The 20,058-nt window shown below is 70.3% G+C and carries 14 protein-coding genes; 11 read left to right on the plus strand and 3 right to left on the minus strand.

Annotation, left to right across the window (positions count from 1 at the left end):
* Nucleotides 1-85: 85 nt before the first annotated feature.
* A complete protein-coding gene (gene glpX, locus ACWGKJ_RS28125; RefSeq protein ID WP_385033464.1) occupies nt 86-1,117 on the plus strand; it encodes a class II fructose-bisphosphatase in 1,032 nt (343 codons plus the stop codon).
* Between the two features lie 144 nt (nt 1,118-1,261).
* On the opposite strand, the gene ACWGKJ_RS28130 is transcribed toward glpX, so the two are convergent.
* Together ACWGKJ_RS28130 and ACWGKJ_RS28135 are read right to left on the minus strand one after the other, a co-directional pair.
* The gene (locus ACWGKJ_RS28130) at nt 1,262-1,630 is read right to left on the minus strand and encodes a WhiB family transcriptional regulator (protein ID WP_385033461.1); all 369 of its coding nucleotides are present in this window, start codon (nt 1,628-1,630) and stop codon (nt 1,262-1,264) included.
* 161 nt (nt 1,631-1,791) lie between these two features.
* Nucleotides 1,792-2,478 carry a DUF1707 SHOCT-like domain-containing protein gene (locus tag ACWGKJ_RS28135; RefSeq protein ID WP_385033459.1) on the minus strand — a complete coding sequence of 229 codons (687 nt, stop codon included), beginning with the start codon at nt 2,476-2,478 and terminating at the stop codon, nt 1,792-1,794.
* Between the two features lie 239 nt (nt 2,479-2,717).
* Between ACWGKJ_RS28135 and ACWGKJ_RS28140 the strand changes: the two genes are divergently transcribed.
* The 5 genes from ACWGKJ_RS28140 to ACWGKJ_RS28160 all read left to right on the plus strand — a co-directional run bounded on the left by ACWGKJ_RS28140 (nt 2,718) and on the right by ACWGKJ_RS28160 (nt 10,492).
* The gene (locus ACWGKJ_RS28140; RefSeq protein ID WP_385033457.1) at nt 2,718-4,382 is read left to right on the plus strand and encodes a fumarate hydratase; all 1,665 of its coding nucleotides are present in this window, start codon (nt 2,718-2,720) and stop codon (nt 4,380-4,382) included.
* A 116-nt stretch (nt 4,383-4,498) separates the two neighbouring features.
* Nucleotides 4,499-5,887: a class II fumarate hydratase gene (locus ACWGKJ_RS28145; protein WP_385033454.1), complete on the plus strand. Its 1,389-nt coding sequence runs from the start codon at nt 4,499-4,501 to the stop codon at nt 5,885-5,887.
* 125 nt (nt 5,888-6,012) lie between these two features.
* Entirely contained in the window at nt 6,013-6,678 is a 666-nt protein-coding gene (gene fomD, locus ACWGKJ_RS28150) for a cytidylyl-2-hydroxypropylphosphonate hydrolase (RefSeq protein ID WP_385033452.1), read from the plus strand.
* Between the two features lie 226 nt (nt 6,679-6,904).
* Nucleotides 6,905-8,719: a SpoIIE family protein phosphatase gene (locus ACWGKJ_RS28155; protein WP_385033449.1), complete on the plus strand. Its 1,815-nt coding sequence runs from the start codon at nt 6,905-6,907 to the stop codon at nt 8,717-8,719.
* A gap of 309 nt (nt 8,720-9,028) precedes the next feature.
* Nucleotides 9,029-10,492 carry a catalase gene (locus ACWGKJ_RS28160; RefSeq protein WP_453315849.1) on the plus strand — a complete coding sequence of 488 codons (1,464 nt, stop codon included), beginning with the start codon at nt 9,029-9,031 and terminating at the stop codon, nt 10,490-10,492.
* Nucleotides 10,493-10,556: 64 nt separating this feature from the next.
* Here ACWGKJ_RS28160 and ACWGKJ_RS28165 read toward each other — a convergent pair whose 3' ends face one another.
* Nucleotides 10,557-12,935 carry a transglycosylase domain-containing protein gene (locus ACWGKJ_RS28165; protein WP_385033638.1) on the minus strand — a complete coding sequence of 793 codons (2,379 nt, stop codon included), beginning with the start codon at nt 12,933-12,935 and terminating at the stop codon, nt 10,557-10,559.
* Between the two features lie 265 nt (nt 12,936-13,200).
* Here ACWGKJ_RS28165 and ACWGKJ_RS28170 point away from each other — a divergent pair, with 265 nt between their 5' ends.
* From ACWGKJ_RS28170 to ACWGKJ_RS28190, 5 genes are all read left to right on the plus strand, one after another.
* Nucleotides 13,201-13,893, plus strand: a complete 693-nt coding sequence (locus tag ACWGKJ_RS28170; RefSeq protein WP_385033641.1) for an ABC transporter ATP-binding protein — start codon at nt 13,201-13,203, stop codon at nt 13,891-13,893.
* Nucleotides 13,890-16,208, plus strand: a complete 2,319-nt coding sequence (locus tag ACWGKJ_RS28175) for an FtsX-like permease family protein (RefSeq protein WP_453315850.1) — start codon at nt 13,890-13,892, stop codon at nt 16,206-16,208. The genes ACWGKJ_RS28170 and ACWGKJ_RS28175 overlap by 4 nt, the downstream gene beginning before the upstream one ends.
* Before the next feature lie 110 nt (nt 16,209-16,318).
* The gene (locus tag ACWGKJ_RS28180; protein ID WP_385033646.1) at nt 16,319-16,843 is read left to right on the plus strand and encodes a PadR family transcriptional regulator; all 525 of its coding nucleotides are present in this window, start codon (nt 16,319-16,321) and stop codon (nt 16,841-16,843) included.
* Nucleotides 16,840-17,526 (plus strand): ABC transporter ATP-binding protein, encoded by a 687-nt coding sequence (locus ACWGKJ_RS28185; protein WP_385033649.1) that lies wholly within the window; start codon nt 16,840-16,842, stop codon nt 17,524-17,526. The genes ACWGKJ_RS28180 and ACWGKJ_RS28185 overlap by 4 nt, the downstream gene beginning before the upstream one ends.
* Entirely contained in the window at nt 17,523-19,826 is a 2,304-nt protein-coding gene (locus tag ACWGKJ_RS28190) for an ABC transporter permease (protein WP_385033652.1), read from the plus strand. Before ACWGKJ_RS28185 ends, ACWGKJ_RS28190 begins: the two co-directional genes overlap by 4 nt.
* The last annotated feature ends 232 nt before the right edge of the window (nt 19,827-20,058 follow it).

Raw genomic sequence — 20,058 nt, forward strand, 5'->3', positions numbered from 1 at the left:
CCCGGTGCTCATTTTATCGACCGGACGATAGAATCGAACGAACCCTCTACATACGGCCGTCGTCGTATCAGAAAGGTGCGTGCCGATGACCGAGCATCATCTCCCCTCCCAGCTGGAGGTCTCCCCGGAGGCCCCGGACCGCAACCTCGCCCTGGAGCTCGTCCGGGTCACCGAGGCCGCCGCGATGGCCGCCGGCCGCTGGGTCGGGCGCGGCGACAAGATCGGTGCGGACGGTGCCGCGGTCAACGCGATGCGTACGCTCGTCTCCACCGTCTCCATGAACGGCGTCGTCGTCATCGGCGAGGGCGAGAAGGACGAAGCCCCGATGCTCTTCAACGGAGAGCACATCGGTGACGGCACCGGCGCCGAGGTCGACATCGCGGTCGACCCGATCGACGGCACCACGCTCAACGCCAAGGGCATGCCGAACGCCATCGCGGTCCTGGCCGCCGCCGACCGCGGCTCCATGTTCGACCCGTCGGCCGTCTTCTACATGGACAAGCTGGTCACAGGCCCCGAGGCCGCCGACTTCGTCGACATCAACGCCCCGGTCTCGGTCAACATCCGCCGGGTCGCCAAGGCGAAGAACTCCTCGCCCGACGACGTGACCGTGGTCATCCTCGACCGCCCCCGCCACGAGGGCATCGTCAAGGAGATCCGGGAGACCGGCGCCCGGATCAAGTTCATCTCGGACGGCGACGTCGCGGGCTCGATCATGGCCGTACGGGAGGGGACCGGCGTCGATCTGCTGATGGGCATCGGCGGTACGCCCGAGGGCATCATCAGCGCCTGCGCGATCAAGTGCCTCGGCGGCACGATCCAGGGCAAGCTCTGGCCGAAGGACGACGCCGAACGCGGGCGCGCCATCGACGCCGGCCACGACCTGGACCGGGTGCTCTCCACGACCGACCTGGTCAGCGGAGACAACGTGTTCTTCGTGGCCACCGGCATCACCGACGGCGAGCTGCTGCGCGGGGTGCGCTACCGGGCCGAGACCGCGACGACGCAGTCGCTGGTCATGCGCTCCAAGTCGGGCACGATCCGGCAGATCGACTCGACGCACCGGCTGTCGAAGCTGCGCGCGTACAGCACGGTGGACTTCGACCGGGCCAAGTAGGCAGCACGGCAGGACCGGCCGGATCCGGAGCAACAAGCCAACAAGCAGGAAAGGGCGCCCCCCGTGTGCGGCTGGGGGCGCCCTTTCCGTACGCCTGCGTACGCGCTGTATGCCCGTGTACGCGCTGTATGCCTGTGCGCGTGATCAGCCCGCCTGTGCCATGGGGTCCTGGACCGTGCCCCTGAGCTCCACCTCGCGGCGCCTGCGCCGGGCGAGGACCACGCGGCGCTCGGCGGCCGTCAGCCCGCCCCAGACTCCGTACGGCTCGGGCTGCACCAGGGCGTGCTCCCGGCACTCCACGAGTACGGGACAGCGGGCGCAGACCCGCTTCGCCGCCTCCTCGCGGGCGAGCCTGGCCGCGGTCGGCTCCTTGGACGGCGCGAAGAAGAGCCCCGCCTCGTCCCGGCGGCACACCGCCTCCGAATGCCAGGGCCCTGCCTGATCCTCCCGTGCCGGGACGCGCTGCGGTGGCACGGCAGCGACCTGCAGGGACTGATGCGGCGGATGCAGCACGGTCTACTCCTGACGACGGCTTCGCGAGCGAGAGACGATGCTGCAGTCCCTACCCGCTGTGCGCACGCCTATGCACTGAGTTCCGGCCAGGGCGGACCCGCCGGTCGCCCAACTGCCGCCCGGGGCACCGCCGCTGGGCCAAGCCCGGCCGGCCCGGTCGCCTACCCCAGGTGCTTGCGCAGCTTCCTGTCGACCATGCCGCGCAGGTCCGCCACCAGCTTGCCCCGCTTCGGCTTCGCCTCGATGTTGCCGAAGACCGAGTAGCCGTTCACCACCACGACCGGCGCCTCCGGATTCTCCGATTCGAGCGTCTCGACCTCGAAGTTGCCGAAGATCCCTGTGCCGCTGCCGCGCAGGGTGATGTTCTCCGGGACCCTGACCTCGACATTGCCGAAGATCGAAGTGGCGTTGATGACGGTCAGCCGCTGCTCGAACAGCGCCTCGGTGAGGTCGATCTCGACATTGCCGAAGAGCGAGAAGGCGTTCGTCCTGCGGCCGACGCGCCAACGGCCCTTCCTGGTCGAGCTGGAGAAGACCGCGACCAGGTTCTCGGCGGTGACCGGCGCGTCCGGGTCCTCCGCGACCGGCCGGGCCGCGACGGCGGGGCCGGGGTGGCTGCCGGCTGCGGCGGGCAGGTCCTGCACCAGCGGCTCCAGCTCGGCGAGGGTCTTCGCGCGGTAGACCGCCTCGATCCGCTCGGAGTGCTCTTCGGCGTCGAGACGCCCCTCGGCCAGTGCATCCCTGAGGATGTCCGCGATCCGGTCGCGGTCGGCGTCGGACGCGCGGATGCCGACGGGCTGCACGGACTGCACGGGCTGCGGCTGCTGGGCATGCTTTTCGAGGTCCACCGGCCCAGCGTACCCAAACGCGATAGATCGCGACTAGTGGTTGTCCGGCCGTCTCGCCCGGAGGTTTCCGCGGCCGGCGTTCGTACGGCACATCCCGGGAGCCGCCGATACGGCACCTCCCGAGAGCCACCCCCAGGTGAGTCCTACCTCACCACCGCGGCCCCACCCCATGGTTCTAGGCTGGTGAATGCTGTGCCGATGGAGGCCAGCCCGCGTCTGCCGAGTGAGGAATGGCCGTCATGCCAGAGTTTGCGTACTCCGATCTGCTTCCCGTGGGAGCGGACACCACGCCGTACCGGCTGGTGACCGCGGAAGGCGTCTCCACCTTCGAAGCCGACGGGCGTACGTTCCTCAAGGTCGAGCCCGAGGCGCTGCGCACCCTCGCCGCCGCGGCCATGCATGACATCTCGCACTATCTGCGCCCGGCCCACCTCACCCAGCTGCGCAAGATCGTCGACGACCCCGAGGCGTCGTCCAACGACAAGTTCGTCGCGCTCGACCTGCTGAAGAACGCCAACATCGCGGCCGCCGGCGTCCTCCCGATGTGCCAGGACACCGGCACCGCGATCGTCATGGGCAAGCGCGGCCAGAACGTGCTGACCGAAGGCGGTGACGAGGAGGCGCTGTCCCATGGCATCTTCGACGCGTACACCAAGCTGAACCTGCGGTACTCGCAGATGGCTCCGCTCACCATGTGGGAGGAGAAGAACACCGGCTCGAACCTGCCGGCGCAGATCGAGCTGTACGCGACCGACGGCGGCGCCTACAAGTTCCTCTTCATGGCCAAGGGCGGCGGCTCCGCCAACAAGTCGTTCCTCTACCAGGAGACCAAGGCCGTCCTCAACGAGGCGTCCATGATGAAGTTCCTGGAGGAGAAGATCCGTTCGCTGGGTACGGCCGCCTGCCCGCCGTACCACCTGGCGATCACCGTGGGCGGTACGTCGGCGGAGTTCGCGCTCAAGACCGCCAAGTACGCCTCCGCGCACTACCTGGACGAGCTGCCCACCGAGGGCTCGCCGACCGGGCACGGCTTCCGCGACACGGATCTCGAACAGAAGGTCTTCGAGCTGACGCAGAAGATCGGCATCGGCGCGCAGTTCGGCGGAAAGTACTTCTGCCACGACGTCCGCGTCGTACGGCTGCCCCGGCACGGCGCCTCGCTGCCCGTCGCCATCGCCGTCTCCTGCTCGGCGGACCGGCAGGCCGTCGCGAAGATCACCGCCGAAGGCGTCTTCCTGGAGCAGCTGGAGACCGACCCGGCACGCTTCCTGCCCGACACCACGGACGAGCACCTGGAGGACGGCGACGTCGTATCCGTCGACCTGAACCGGCCGATGGACGAGATCCTCGCCGAGCTGACCAGGTTCCCGGTCAAGACCCGGCTCTCGCTGACCGGGCCGCTGGTGGTGGCGCGCGACATCGCGCACGCCAAGATCAAGGAGCGGCTGGACGCGGGCGAGGAGATGCCGCAGTACCTGAAGGACCACCCGGTCTATTACGCGGGCCCCGCCAAGACCCCCGAGGGATACGCGTCCGGTTCGTTCGGCCCGACGACGGCCGGCCGCATGGACTCGTACGTGGAGCAGTTCCAGGCCGCGGGCGGCTCCAAGGTGATGCTCGCCAAGGGCAACCGCTCGCAGCAGGTCACCGACGCGTGCGGCAGCCACGGCGGCTTCTACCTCGGCTCGATCGGCGGCCCGGCGGCCCGGCTCGCCCAGGACTGCATCAAGAAGGTCGAGGTCCTGGAGTACGAGGAGCTGGGCATGGAGGCGGTGTGGAAGATCGAGGTCGAGGACTTCCCGGCCTTCATCGTGGTGGACGACAAGGGGAACGACTTCTTCCGGGCGCCCGCCGAGTCCCCCACCGTCCTCAGCATCCCCGTCCGCGCCCCCGGGCAGGCGTAGCCCCCTCGGCACTGGCCCCTGGTGCCGTCCGGCCGGACGGCACCAGGGGTGATCTTCCGCCCGGGACCGGGAACACCTCTCCGTCAGACGTTGCTGTCCGATGTGGAGGTACGACGATGACTGAGCAGTACCGGATCGAACACGACTCCATGGGTGAGGTGAGGGTCCCGGCCGGCGCCAAGTGGCGCGCCCAGACCCAGCGCGCCGTGGAGAACTTCCCCGTATCGGGGCAGACCCTGGAACGGGCCCATATCGAGGCGCTGGCCCGGATCAAGGCGGCGGCCGCCAAGGTCAACGCCGGTCTCGGAGTCGTCGAGGAGGATCTGGCGCAGGCGGTCCAGGAGGCCGCGGCCGAGGTCGTGGACGGCCGGTGGGACGCCGAGTTCCCGGTGGACGTCTTCCAGACCGGCTCCGGCACCTCGTCCAACATGAACATGAACGAGGTCCTGGCCACGCTCGCCACCGAGCGGCTGGGGCGCCCGGTGCACCCCAACGACCATGTGAACGCCTCGCAGTCGTCCAACGACGTCTTCCCCTCCTCGATCCACATCGCGGCGACGGCGGCCGTCACCCGTGATCTGATCCCGGCGCTGGAACATCTGGCCGAGGCGCTGGAGCGCAAGGCCGATGAGTTCTCGGACGTGGTCAAGTCCGGGCGTACGCATCTGATGGACGCCACACCGGTCACCCTGGGCCAGGAGTTCGGCGGGTACGCGGCACAGATCAGGTACGGCGTCGAGCGGCTGCACTCCTCGCTGCCCCGCCTCGCCGAACTGCCCCTGGGCGGTACGGCGGTGGGCACCGGCATCAACACCCCGCCCGGCTTCTCGGCCGCCGTCATCGCCGAGGTGGCCGGGGCGACGGGGCTGCCGCTGACCGAGGCCCGCAACCACTTCGAGGCACAGAGCGCGCGGGACGGCATCGTCGAAACGTCCGGGCAGCTCCGGACGATCGGGGCCGGGCTGACGAAGATCTCCAACGATCTGCGCTGGATGGCATCGGGCCCGCGCACCGGACTCTCCGAGATCTCGCTGCCCGACCTCCAGCCCGGTTCCTCCATCATGCCCGGCAAGGTCAATCCGGTGATCCCGGAAGCGGTGCTGATGGTGGCGGCGCAGGTCACGGGCAACGACGCGACGGTCGCCGCGGCCGGGGCCGCCGGCAACTTCGAGCTGAACGTGATGCTGCCGGTGATCGCCAAGAACGTCCTGGAGTCGGTGCGGCTGCTGGCCAACGTCGCACGGCTGCTCGCGGACCGCACGGTCGACGGGATCACCGCCCACCCGGAGCGCACCCGGGAGTACGCGGAGTCCTCCCCCTCGGTCGTCACTCCGCTGAACAAGTACATCGGGTACGAGGAGGCCGCGAAGGTCGCCAAGCGGGCGGTGGCCGAGCGCAGGACCATCCGGGACGTCGTGCTGGACGAGGGGTATGTGGAGCGGGGCGATCTGACAGCCGAGCAGCTGGACGCGGCGCTGGACGTCCTGAGCATGACGCGGCCGTGACCGGGCGCCGAGGGGCCGGAAACGGCCTCCCGGGCCTCCCCGGGCGCGGGCCGCGCCGGCGGGCCCCCGGCAACCGCGTGACCCGGATCGCTGCGCCGCACCCTCCGTACTCCTAAGATCTCCGCATGACAGGTGCAGGGGGAACACATCACTGGGCGCCCGGGGACCACATCCTCTGGCGCTACCGCGGCAACGGCTCCGACCGCCTGCACATCTGCCGCCCGGTGACGGTCGTGCAGGACACCGACGAGCTGCTCGCGGTCTGGCTGGCACCCGGCACCGAGTGCATGAAACCGGAGCTCGCCGACGGGACCCCCGTGCACCGCGAACCGCTGGCCACCCGGTACACCAGACCCCGCAGCGTCGTACGCGACCGCTGGTGGGGCATGGGTGTGCTGAAGCTGGCCCGGCCCCGTGAACCCTGGTCGGTGTGGCTCTGGTGGGACCGGGGATGGCGCTTCAAGAGCTGGTACGTGAACCTGGAGGAGCCGCACCGCCGGTGGGCCGGAGGTGTCGACTCGGAGGATCACTTCCTGGACATCTCGGTGCTGCCCGACCGCAGTTGGCAGTGGCTGGACGAGGACGAGTTCGCCCAGGCCCAGCAGGCCGGGCTGATGGACGCCGGGCAGGCGGCGCGGGTGCGCCGGGCGGGCCGGGCGGCGGTCGGGCTGATCGAGTCCTGGGGTCCGCCCTTCACCGACGGCTGGGAGGACTGGCGGCCCGATCCGGAGTGGACCGTGCCGGTCCTGCCGGACGACTGGGACCGCACGCCCGCGTACGTGCCGTCGTGAGACCCTTGATGCGCCCCCGGGGATCAAACGTAGGATCGTCCTCCGCAAGGCTGCGCCCTGCCACGGTCCCATGACAACGAACCTGTGCAGCAGCTGAACTGACCGCAAGTCACTACCGGCAAGTCACTACCAAGTCACTACAGGGGGGTGCAGCCATGACAACGGGTATACGACCCCTCGAAGCGGTTGCATCGCACACCTGCCTCGGACGGACGGAATCCCTCGCGTGACGGAGCACACCACCTCCCACGAAGGCCGGCAGCCCGCCGCTGCCCGGCCGCACGAACCCACTCGCGCCCGGCAGCAGGACGCCGATGTGGCGGCCGCCGGGTCCATCCCCGCGCCCCCGCCCGCCCCCGCGGTCTCCCCCGGGCGCAGCGAGGGCGACAGACTCCGGTTCGTGGGGGCTGCCACCCGCCGTATCGCGCGGGGCATAGACCTCGACGAGATCGTTCTCGGGCTGTGCAGAGCGACCGTGCCGACGTTCTCCGACGCGATACTCGTCTTCCTCCGCGATCCGCTGCCGGTCGGTGACGAGCGGCCGGTGGTCCCGTTCGTGCTGCGGCTGCGCCGTACCGACCGGCTGCGTTTAGTGGACGAGGAGGACTCCGACGAGCAGCCCGAACCGCTCGCGGCCCAGCTGTGCGAGGTGGCCCCGGGCGGCGCGCTCGCCGAGGTGCTGCGGGGTGTGCGCCCGGTCTTCGGTGACTCCGCCGCGGCCCGCGCCGCGCTGCCCGAGCTGCTGGGCCCCGACCGGACCGTACCCAACGGACACCGTACGATCCTCGCCCCGCTGCGGGGCAGGCGCCGGGTGATCGGCGCCGCCGTCTTCGTACGCCGTCCCGACCGGCCGCCCTTCGAGCCCAACGACCTGCTGGTCGCCGCCCAGCTGGCCACCCACACCGCGCTGGGCATCGACAAGGCGGTGCTGTACGGGCGCGAGGCGTACATCGCGGACGAGCTCCAGCGCACCATGCTGCCGGACTCACTGCCCCAGCCGACCGGCGTCAAACTGGCCTCCCGCTATCTGCCGGCGGCCGAGACCGCACGGGTGGGCGGTGACTGGTACGACGCGATCCCGCTGCCGGGCAGCCGGGTCGCGCTGGTCGTGGGCGATGTGATGGGGCACTCCATGACATCGGCCGCGATCATGGGCCAGCTGCGGACGACGGCCCAGACCCTGGCGCAGCTGGATCTGCCGCCGGCCGAGGTGCTGCACCATCTGGACGAGCAGGCCCAGCGGCTCGGCTCGGACCGGATGGCGACCTGCCTGTACGCGGTGTACGACCCGGTGGCGCACCGGATCACCATCGCCAACGCGGGCCACCCGCCGCCGGTCCTGCTGCATCTGGGCGGCCGTGCGGAGGTGCTGCGGGTCCCGCCGGGCGCCCCGATCGGGGTGGGCGGGGTGGACTTCGAGGCGGTCGAGCTCGACGCGCCGGCCGGTGCCACCCTCCTGCTGTACACGGACGGTCTGGTCGAGTCGCGGCTGCGGGACGTCTGGACGGGGATCGAGCAGCTCCGGGAGCGGCTCGCCGCCACCGCCGAGCTGACCGGCCCGGACCACTCGCCGCCGCTCGAAGCCCTCTGCGACGACGTGCTGGACATGCTGGGTCCCGGCGACCGGGACGACGACATCGCGCTGCTCGCGGCCCGCTTCGACGGGATCGCGCCGAGCGATGTCGCCTACTGGTTCCTCGACCCGGAGGAGCAGGCCCCCCGCCGGGCCCGGCGGCTGGTGCGCAGGGCGCTGGAGCGCTGGGGCCTCGAAGAGATGTCGGACTCGGTGGAGCTGCTGGTCAGTGAGGTGGTGACCAACGCCGTGCGGTACGCGGAGCGACCGGTGACCCTGCGGCTGCTGCGCACCGACGTACTGCGCTGCGAGGTCGGCGACGACTCGCCGCAGCTGCCGCGCCAGCGCCGGGCCCGGGAGACCGACGAGGGCGGGCGCGGACTGTTCCTGGTGAACCGGCTGGCCCGGCGGTGGGGGGCGACCCGGCTCTCCACCGGCAAGGTGGTCTGGTTCGAGATCCAGGTGTAGTTCGGGGATCCAGGTGTAGTTCGGGATCCAGGTGTAGTTCGGGACCCCGGTGTAGTCCGGGACCCCGGTGTAGTCCGGGATCCAGGCGCAGGCAGCTTCTGCCGGGGTACGCGGGGTATTGGGCGGTGGCCCCGGTACGTCGGCCGGGTGGGCCCGGTGCGTGTCCGCAGGTGCATGGACGCCCACCGGGCCCTCTGCTGTCCGGCTTCACCCCAACGCAGAGAAATGTTGCCGACCAGGTGTCGGGACGGTTCACTGGGGCACGCGGACGAAGCGACCTCAACCCCCTCGAACGATGGGACAACGCTCGTGAGCGAGGCACCCCGGAAGGCCCTTCACACCACCACCAACGCGGGGATCCCGGTGGAGAGCGACGAACACTCGCTCACCGTCGGCTCCGACGGTCCGGTGCTGCTGCAGGACGCCTATCTGATCGAGAAGATGGCGCAGTTCAACCGGGAGCGGGTGCCCGAGCGGGTGGTGCACGCCAAGGGCTCCGGTGCGTACGGGATCTTCGAAGTGACGAACGACGTCAGCCAGTTCACCAAGGCCGATGTCTTCCAGCCGGGCAAGCGCACCGAGATGCTGGCCCGGTTCTCGACCGTCGCCGGTGAGATGGGTTCGCCCGACACCTGGCGCGACCCGCGCGGTTTCGCGCTCAAGTTCTATACGGAACACGGCAATTACGACATGGTCGGCAACAACACGCCGGTCTTCTTCGTCCGTGACCCGATCAAGTTCCAGGACTTCATCCGCAGCCAGAAACGCCGCCCGGACAACGGGCTGCGCGACAACGACATGCAGTGGGACTTCTGGACGCTCTCGCCCGAGTCCGCACACCAGGTGACCTGGCTGATGGGCGACCGCGGTATCCCCAGGACGTGGCGGAACATGAACGGCTACAGCTCGCACACCTATATGTGGGTGAACGCGGCGGGCGAGAAGTTCTGGGTGAAGTACCACTTCAAGACCGACCAGGGCATCGACTTCCTCAGCCAGGCCGACGCCGACGCGATGGCCGGATGCGACACGGACTACCACCGCCGGGACCTCTTCGAGTCGATCAGGTCGGGGAACGCCCCCTCGTGGACGCTCAAGGTCCAGGTGATGCCGTTCGACGACGCCCCGGACTACCGCTTCAACCCGTTCGACCTCACCAAGGTGTGGCCGCACAGCGACTATCCGCTGATCGACGTCGGCCGGATGACGCTCAACAAGAACCCGGACGACCACTTCGTCCACATCGAGCAGGCATCCTTCGAGCCGTCGAACATGGTGCCCGGCATCGGTCCCTCGCCCGACAAGATGCTGCTCGGCCGGCTGTTCTCGTACCCGGACACCCACCGCTACCGGATCGGCCCGAACTACACGCAGCTGCCGCCGAACAGGCCGCGCTCGCCCGTCAACTCGTACGCGAAGGACGGGCCGATGCGGTACGAGCCGTCCGCGGCGTCCGCGCCGTACGCCCCGAACTCGTACGGCGGTCCGGCGGCCGACACCGCCCGCTTCGGGGAGCCCGCGGGCTGGCAGACGGCGGGCGAGATGGTCCGCGAGGCGTACAAGCTGCGCCGGGACGACGACGACTTCGGCCAGCCGGGCACGATGGTGCGCCAGGTCCTCAACGACGAGCAGCGCGCACGGCTCGTCGACAATGTCGTCGGCCATCTGGCGCAGGGTGTCTCGGCCCCGGTGCTCGACCGGGCGCTGCAGTACTGGCGCAACATCGACAAGACGACGGGCGACCGGATCGCCGCGAAGGCCAAACCGGAGTAACGGCGCGGCACCGGAGACGGAGCAGGACCGGCGGGGCCGGTCCTGCTCCGTCTCCGTGTCCGTCCTACAGGCCGCCGCCCAGCGGCCCGTTGTTGCCGTTGGACCCGCCGCCCCCGCCGTCGGTGGAGTTGTCACCGCCGGTACTGGAGGACCCGGTGTCCGAGCCGCCTGTGCTCGATGTGCCCTTGGAGGTGCCGCCGTTGGACGAGGTGCCCTGTGAGGTCCCCTCGTTCCCATTGGACCCGGTCGTCGTGCCGTTGTTCCCGGCGGTGGTGTCGCCTCCGCCGTCCGTCCCGCTGTGGGACGGGTCCGGGCTGTTGTGCGACGGGGGTGCGGCCGGGGACGACGGCGGCGGGGTCGTCGGGGGCGGCGGCGTGTTCGACGGGGGCGGCGTGTTCGACGGCGGCGGTGTGGTGGGGGTGACCGCGGCGCCCTGGTCGGTGTCCAGGTCGAACTTGCTCGGCTTCATGTCGAGACCGAAGGTGTACCCCGCCCAGATCTCGGCGGGGAAACCACCACCGTTGACCCGGGTGCCGCTGCCTGCCGCGCCGCTGATGGTGACCTGGGCGCCCTGGTGGACCTTCTTGCCGTCCTCCACGCGCGCCTTGGCCGCCTCACCGAAGAGACCGACCGATGTCACCAGGTTCGGCGTGTAGCCGGTGAACCAGGCGGACTTGTTGTTGTCGGACGTACCGGTCTTGCCCGCGACCTGCTGCGCCTTGTTCTTGACCACGGCGCCGGTGCCCTCGTCGACCACGCCGGTCAGGACCGAGGTGACCGCGTCGGCCGTCTGCGGGCTGATCACCTGGTCGCCGATGGCCTTCTGCGGCTTGAACGGCTCCTGGTTCGGGCGGCTGGCGGCCTTCACGATGGTCGGGGTGACCTTCTTGCCGTGGTTGTCGAAGGTCGCGTAGATCCCGGCCATCTCCATCGGGCTGGCGCCGTAGGAACCGAGGGTCATCGCAGGGACCGGCTGCGCGTTCTTCATGGAGCTCATGCCGAGGTCGAGACCGAGCTTGCGGACCTTGTCGAGGCCGACGTCCACACCCATCTGGGCGAACACCGAGTTGACGGAGTTGTTCATGGCGGTCTGGACGGTGACCGGGCCGTAGCTCTGGTTGTCCTCGTTGGGCGGGGCGAACCCGACCTTGTTGCCGTTGCTGTCCACCACAGGGCGCCGGCTGTCACCGTCGTAGATGGTGCTCGCCCCGATCTGCTGGCCCTTCTGCGTCTTGGCGCCGGATTCCAGGGCGGCCGCCAGGATCAGCGGCTTGAAGGTGGAGGCGGGCTGGTAGTCGACGCGCTTGGCATTGCTGTACTCGTGCTTCAGGTAGTCCTGGCCGCCGTAGAGCGCCTCGACCGCGCCGGTGTGCGGGTTGACCGAGACGGCGCCCGCCTGGATGTCCGCGTCGACCACATGCTCCTTGGGGCGGAGCTTGCTGGTCAGCTGCTTCTTGAGCGTCTTCTCCAGCTGGGCCTGCTTCTTCGGGTCGATGTTGAGCGTGACCGTCCAGCCGCCGGCGTCGATCTGCGCCTCGGAGATGCCCTGCGCCTCCAGCTCCTGGTTGGCGGCCTTGACCAGATAGCCGGTCTCGCCCTTCAGACCGCTCTCGGGCTTGGGCTTCTGCGGGATCTGGAACTTCTGCTCGGCGCGCTTGCCCGAGTCGAGCCACTTCTTCTCGACCATGTTGTCCAGGGTGTACGCCCAGCGGGCCTTGACCAGCCGCTTGCCCTCGGCGGTCGCGACGTTCCAGTCGTACTGGCTCGGCGCCTGGAGGAGCGAGGCGAGGTACGCGCCCTGGCTCACGTTCAGCTTCCTGGCGTCGATGCCGTAGTACGCCTGGGAGGCGGCCTGGATACCGAAGGCGCCCCGGCCGTAGTAGCTGGTGTTGATGTAACCGGAGAGGATCTCTTCCTTGGAGAACTTCCGGTCGATCTTGAGGGAGACCACCAGCTCCTTGAGCTTGCGGGTCACCGTCTGGTCGGAGTTCAGGTAGTAGTTCTTGACGTACTGCTGGGTGATCGTCGAGCCACCCTGCTTCCGGCCCTGGACGGTGTTGTAGAGCCCTCGGGCGGTGCCCCTGAAGTCGACTCCGTGGTCCTGGTAGAAGGTCTTGTTCTCGGCGGCGACGAAGGTGTGCTGGACCTCCAGGGGGATGTCCGAGAGCTCGACCTTCTCGCGGTTCACCTTGCCGGTGCGGGCGAGCACCTTGCCGTTGCTGAGCTTGTAGACGTTGCTCTGCAGGTCCGCGTCGGCGTTCGCCGTCGGCACGGGCACGTACATGTAGAACGCGACGAACGCGCCCATCAGCAGCAGGCAGCACACGAAGAAGCCGCCCAGGACCTTCTTCCAGGTGAAGAGCCCGCGTATCCCGCTCTTCTTCTTGGATTTGCCCCGGCGCGCCCCGCGCTGCCGGGCCCGTCGATCGTCCGCACGGCCCATCGCTCTGTGACTCCGCCTTCTTCTCACCCAGACCAGCTGTCGAAAGCTAGCACCGCTTCCTGAGGGCCCGGGGACAGGGACCACCCCGAAGGGCTCTTTCCACACGTGACAATCAGCACCCGTGTCATAGGGAACCGACGTTCAGGAAGCCCGCAAGGTTGCCAGGAACGGCCGATCTTCCTCTCAAGTCGCCCTGAATGACCGGTATTTTCCATTTCCTCCGCTGTATACACCGTGGGTATACCGGGTGTGTATAGTGCTCGCCATGTCCTCCCAGCCTCCGTTGCTCAGCGCAACCGGCCTCCACAAGGCCTACGGTCCGACCCCCGCCCTGGACGGCGTGGACTTCTCCATAGCGCCCGGCGAGATCGTCGCGGTGATGGGCCCGTCCGGGTCCGGCAAGTCGACGCTGCTGCACTGTCTGGCCGGGATCGTCGCCCCCGACGCCGGCACCGTCCGGTACGGGGACCAGGACCTGACCGCCATGAACGACGTGGGCCGCAGCGCCCTGCGCCGCACGGACTTCGGCTTCGTCTTCCAGTTCGGCCAGCTCGTCCCCGAACTCTCCTGCGTCCAGAACGTCGCACTGCCGCTGCGGCTGAACGGCACGAAGCGCAAGGAGGCCGAACGCACGGCGCAGCAGTGGCTGGAGCGCCTGGAGGTCGCCGACGTCGGCCACAAACGCCCCGGCGAGGTCTCCGGCGGACAGGGCCAGCGCGTCGCGATCGCCCGATCCCTGGTGACCACCCCCCGGGTGCTCTTCGCCGACGAGCCGACCGGCGCGCTCGACTCACTCAACGGCGAGCGCGCGATGGAGCTCTTCACCCAGGCGGCCCGCTCCACCGACGCGGCCGTAGTCCTCGTCACCCACGAGGCACGCGTCGCCGCCTACTCGGACCGTGAGGTCGTCGTACGCGACGGCAAGGCCCGCGACCGCTTCGCGCAGTCCGTGGCATGAGCGGGTTCGACGATCTCGCCCTGGGGGTCCGGTTCGCCGTGACCGGCGGCCGCGAGACCTGGGTGCGCACCACGCTCACCGCCGTGGGGGTCGCCCTCGGCGTGGCCCTGCTGCTCGCCGCGTCCGCACTGCCGCACGCGGTGAGCGTCCAGTCGGCGCGCGGGCACGCCCGCACCCTCTCCGAACCGACGAAACCGGTCCCGCGCGGCGACACGACGCTGCTGTTCGGGCACGCCGAGAGCGAATACCACGGCGAGACCCTGGACGGTTATCTGCTCCGTGCGGACGGCCCCCACCCGATCGTCCCGCCCGGCATCGGCGCGATCCCCGCCGCCGGCACGATGGTGGTCTCCCCCGCGCTCCGGGACCTGCTCGGCTCAGCCGGCGGCAAGCTGCTGCGCGAGCGCCTCCCGTACCGGATCACCGGCACCATCGGGCAGTCCGGGCTGAGCGATCCGGGCGAGCTGTACTACTACGCGGGCAGCTCCACACTCACCGTCCGCACCGGCGCCCACCGGATCGCGCACTTCGGCGGCGGACCGCTGAGCCCGCCGCTCTCCGCCCCGCTCGTCGTGCTCACCATCCTGGGCTGCGTCGTCCTGCTCACCCCGGTGGCCATCTTCATCGCGACCGCGGTCCGCTTCGGCGGTGACCGCCGCGACCGCAGGCTCGCCGCGCTGCGGCTGGTCGGCGCGGACGTGCGGATGACCCGGCGGATCGCGGCGGGCGAGGCGTTCGCCGGAGCGGCGCTCGGGGTGCTGCTCGGCTGGGTGGTCTTCCTGGTGGGCCGCCTGTTCACCGGCGGTGTCCGGCTCTGGAAGATGTCGGCCTTCCCGTCCGACCTGGTCCCGCTGCCCGCGCTTGCGGTGCTGATCTCGCTGCTCGTGCCGGTGTCGGCGGTCCTGGTCACCCTCTTCGCGATGCGCTCGGTCACCGTCGAGCCGCTCGGTGTGGCCCGGCAGGCCGCCACCCGCCGCCGCCGGTTCTGGTGGCGTCCGGTGATGCCGGTCGCCGGAATCGGGCTGCTGCTGAACGTCGATACGCCGTCCGCCGGGGACGCCCTCGGCAATCCGTACCCCGTCGCGATCGGCGCCGTCCTGGTGCTGGCCGGGCTGACCACGCTGCTGCCCTGGGTCGTCGAGGCCGTGGTCGACCGGCTGCACGGCGGTCCCGTCCCGTTCCAGCTGGCCACCCGGCGGCTCCAGCTGAGCAGCGGATCGGCGGCCCGCGCGGTCAGCGGCATCACGGTCGCGGTCGCCGGCGCGGTCGCCCTCCAGATGTACTTCGTCGGGCTGCACGACGACTTCACCAGGACCACGGACCAGGATCCGAAGCGCGCCCAGATGCATATCGACGCGGACTACCCCAGCGCCGCACGGGCCCGGCAGATGATCCACGCCTTCCAGGAGACCAAGGGGGTCGACGCGGTCATCGGCACCATCGAGTCCTACGCGGACAAGCCCGGCGGCGACCCGGACGCGATGGGCCCCTGGCCCACCACCACGGTCACCATGGGCGACTGCCCGACCCTGCGCGAGCTGGCCGACCTTCCGTCCTGCCAGGACGGCGACACCTTCGTCGCCCACGTCAAGGGGCAGAAGGAGATGAACGACTGGGTGGACAAGACCGTGCGCCCCGGCGGCGAACTCAACGTCGGCCAGGACGACAAGCCCGTCCTGTGGACGCTGCCGAAGGACTCGCCGACGGTCATGGCCCGCCCGGACCCGATGGGCGAGAAGCGCGACGGCATCCTCGTCACCCCGTCCGCGCTCAGCGCGGCCCGGCTCCCGCAGGCCCAGACCCGCGCCCTGGTCAAGGTCGACCACACGGTGCCGGACGCCGCGGAGCACGTACGGAACACCGCAGCGCGTATCGACCCGGTCATGCGGGTGTGGGACCTCACCGTGGTCGACCGTGACAGGAGTTACGCGAGCATCGAGAACGGGCTGCTCGCCGGGGCGGTCGCGACCATGGCGCTGATCGCGGCGTCCATGCTCGTCTCGCAGCTGGAGCAGTTGCGCGAGCGCAGGAAACTGCTCTCGGTCCTGGTGGCCTTCGGTACCCGCCGCCCCACCCTGGGCTGGTCGGTGCTCTGGCAGACCGCGGTCCCCGTGGTGACCGGTCTGGCGCTCGCCGCCGCCGGCGGTCTCGGGCTCGGCGCCGCACTGCTGCGGCTGGTCGGCAAGCCCGTGACGGACTGGTGGGCTTTCGTCCCGCTGGCCGGCGCCGGGGGCGGCCTCATCCTCTTCGTCACGCTCCTGAGCCTGCCTCCGCTGTGGCGCCTGATGCGCCCCGACGGCCTCCGTACCGAGTAGATCCGCACCGTGAATCCCGCACCGCGTAAATCCGCACCGCGTAAATCCGCACCGCGTGAATCCGCACCGAACATCGACACATCAAGACCGGACAAGAAAGGCCATCCCGTATGTCCATCGGTCACACTCTGCTCGGCATCCTGGAGTCGGGGCCGCGCCACGGTTACGACCTCAAGCGCGCCTTCGACGAGAAGTTCGGCCATGACCGGCCGCTGCACTACGGGCAGGTCTACTCGACCATGTCCCGGCTCCTGAAGAACGGCCTGGTCGAGGTCGACGCGATGGAGGCTGGGGGCGGCCCCGAGCGCAAGCGGTACGCGATCACCGACGCCGGAATCAGCGATGTCGAGCAGTGGCTCGCCACCCCCGAGAAGCCCGAGCCGTACCTCCAGTCGACGCTCTACACCAAGGTCGTCCTGGCGCTGCTCACCGGCCGCCCGGCCGCCGATCTGCTGGACACCCAGCGCGCGGAGCATCTGCGGCTGATGCGCATCCTCACCGACCGCAAGCGCCGGGGGGACCTCGCCGACCAGCTGATCTGCGACCACGCCCTGTTCCACCTCGAAGCGGATCTGCGCTGGCTCGAACTGACCGCGGCCCGCCTCGACCAGCTCGCCAAGGAGGTCGGCCCATGACACCCGCCGGTTCCCTGCTGTACGCGGAAGGACTGCACAAGGCGTACGGGCCGACCGCCGCGCTGGACGGCGCCGCGTTCTCCGTCCACGCCGGTGAAGTGGTCGCGATCATGGGGCCGTCGGGCTCCGGCAAGTCGACCCTGCTGCACTGCCTCGCCGGTATCGTCCGCCCCGACTCGGGCTCCGTCATGTACCAGGGGCGGGAGCTGTCCACGATGTCGGAGGCCGAGCGGAGCGCCCTGCGCCGCGGGGAGTTCGGCTTCGTCTTCCAGTTCGGCCAGCTCGTCCCCGAGCTGACCTGTACGGAGAACGTCGCGCTTCCGCTGCGGCTGAACGGCACGAAGCGCAAGGAGGCCGAGCGCACGGCGCAGGAGTGGATGGACCGTCTGGAGGTCGCCGACATCGGGCACAAACGCCCCGGCGAGGTCTCCGGCGGCCAGGGCCAGCGCGTCGCCGTGGCACGGTCGCTGGTGACCGGGCCGCGCGTGGTCTTCGCCGACGAGCCGACCGGCGCGCTCGACTCCCTCAACGGCGAGCGGGTGATGGAGCTGCTGACCCAGGCGGCCCGCTCCACCAACGCCGCCGTCGTCCTCGTCACCCACGAGCCGCGCGTCGCCGCCTACTCGGACCGTGAGGTCGTCGTACGCGACGGCAGGTCCCGCGATCTGGAGCACCTGTCATGAGCTGGACCCGAGACCTCACGATGGGCATGAAGTTCGCCGTCGGCGGAGGCCGCGAGGGCTGGACCCGGACCCTACTGACCGCGGTCGGGGTGGGCCTCGGAGTGGCGCTGCTGCTGTTCACCACGGCGATCCCGAGCGCGCTCGCCGCCCGGGACGCGCGGGAGAACAACCGCAACGACTTCGGCGCGACCATGATCGACAAGGCGGGCGACAACACCATGCTGCTCGCGGTCGCGGACACCGCGTACCGGGGTGCCGACGTCCGCGGCCGTGTGGTGCGCGGCGAGGGCCCCCACGCGCCGCTGCCGCCCGGCACGCACGCGCTGCCCGGCGACGGCGAGATGCTGGTGTCACCCGCGCTGCGCAGGCTGCTGGCGTCGGACCGGGGGGCACTGCTGCGTGAGCGCCTCCCGTACCGGATCACCGGCACGCTCGGCGACGCCGGTCTGACCGGCCCCAACGAACTGGCCTACTACGCGGGCGACAGCCACCTCGCCCTGGACGACGTCGGCACGGTGCGGCGCATCACCTCCTTCGCGAAGCTGCCGCCCCGCGAGGACATGGACCCGGTCCTGCGCCTGCTCGTCGTGATCATCTTCGTGGTGCTGCTGATGCCGGTGGGCGTCTTCATCGCGGCTGCCGTACGTTTCGGCAGCGACAGCAGGGACCGCAGGCTCGCGGCCCTGCGTCTGGTCGGTACGGACTCCCGGATGACCCGCCGTATCGCGGCCGGCGAGGCGCTGGCGGGCTCCCTGCTCGGGGTGGTCTTCGGCGCGGGGTTCTTCCTGATAGGCCGGGCGTTCGTCGGCGACATCGACGTGGCGGGGATCAATCTCTTCCCCGCGGACCTGGATCCGAGCGCGGGGCTGGCCGTACTGGTCGTACTCGCGGTGCCCGCCGCGGCCGTCGCGGTCACCCTGCTCGCCCTGCGCGGGGTGGTCATCGAGCCGCTCGGTGTGGTCCGCGTCTCGGTCCCGCGCCGCCGCCGGATCTGGTGGCGGGCGCTCCTGCCGGTCGCCGGACTCGCCCTGCTGGTGCCGATGCTGGGCAAGTCCCGCACATCGGGCGACTTCAACAGCACGCTGGTGATCAGCGGCAGCGTGCTGCTGCTGGTCGGTGTGACCGCGCTGCTGCCCTGGCTGATCGAGGCCGTGGTGAACCGTCTGGGCGGCAGCAGCACCGCCTGGCAACTGGCCGTCCGCAGGCTCCAGATGACGAGCGGCACCGCGGCCAGGCTCGTCAACGGCATCGCCGTCGCTGTGGCCGGTGCCATCGCGCTCCAGATGCTGTTCGCGGGGGTCGACGGCGACTACAGCAAGGAGACCGGGGCCGACACCTCACGTGCCCAGATGGTCGTCCAGAGCGACCTCACCAAGACCCGGATGGCCGACGCGCTGCGCTCCACGCGGGGCGTACGGAACGTGCTCTCGGTCGGCAGGGCCACCGCAGGGGGATCGCGGAACGCCGAGGAGACCAGCGACATGTACACCGGCGACTGCACGGCGCTCCGGGCCCTGGCCGCCCTCCCGTCCTGCAAGGACGGTGACGCGTTCATCGCCGACGCCGGATCGGACGACAACCTCACGAAGATCGCCAAGCCCGGCAAGCGGCTGTTCCTCAAACCGGCCTTCCCCGACGGCCACGACCAGACCCTCACCTGGACCGTCCCGGCCAGGACCCGCACGGTGGACGTCAGGACCGACCCGGCCGGCAGCTCCATCTTCGGAGGCGTGCTGCTCACACCGGGGGCCCTGCCCGCGCTGCGGCACCTTTCGCTGGTCAACACGGACTACATCACGCTCGACCCGTCGGAGCCGGACGCGGTCGATCTGGCCCGCAACGCCGCGGCGAAGGTGGACCCGCTCACCGGGATCGACGCCCTGCACGAGGTACGCGAGGACAACCGCTTCGCGAGTGTCCGCAAGGGGCTGTACATCGGCGCCGCCGCGGTGCTCCTGCTGATCGGCGCGAGCCTGCTGGTCTCGGTACTGGAGCAGCTGCGCGACCGCCGGAAGCTGCTGGCCGCCCTGACGGCCTTCGGCACCCGGCGCTCCACGATGAGCTGGTCGGTGCTCTGGCAGACGGCCGTCCCGGTGGCCCTGGGGCTGCTGCTCGCCACGGTGGTGGGCCTCGGCCTCGGCTCCATCCTGCTCGCCATGGTCGGCCACTCGCTCACGGTCGACCTGGCGGCGGTCGGGGCGATGGCCGGTATCGGGGGCGGCGTCGTCGTCCTGGTGACGCTGCTCAGCCTGCCTTCACTGTGGCGGCTGATGCGGCCGGAGGGGCTGCGGACGGAGTAGCCGGTACCGGCGGGGGCGGGGGCCGTGCCGATGCCCTGGCCGGGCGGCGCCCCCGCGCCCTGGCCGGGCGCCGTCGGACCGGGAGGGCCGACCGTGCCGCGGCGGCCGGACGGGCCGGAGGAGCGCAGGCGCCGCAGGAGACGCGCCGTCCTGATCTCGGCCGCCGCCGTCGTCGCGTGCGGTCTGGTGATCGCGGCGGGCTCGGCCCTCCTGGACGCGGCCGGGCGGAACC

The sequence above is a fragment of the Streptomyces sp. NPDC054757 genome, assembly GCF_053612185.1.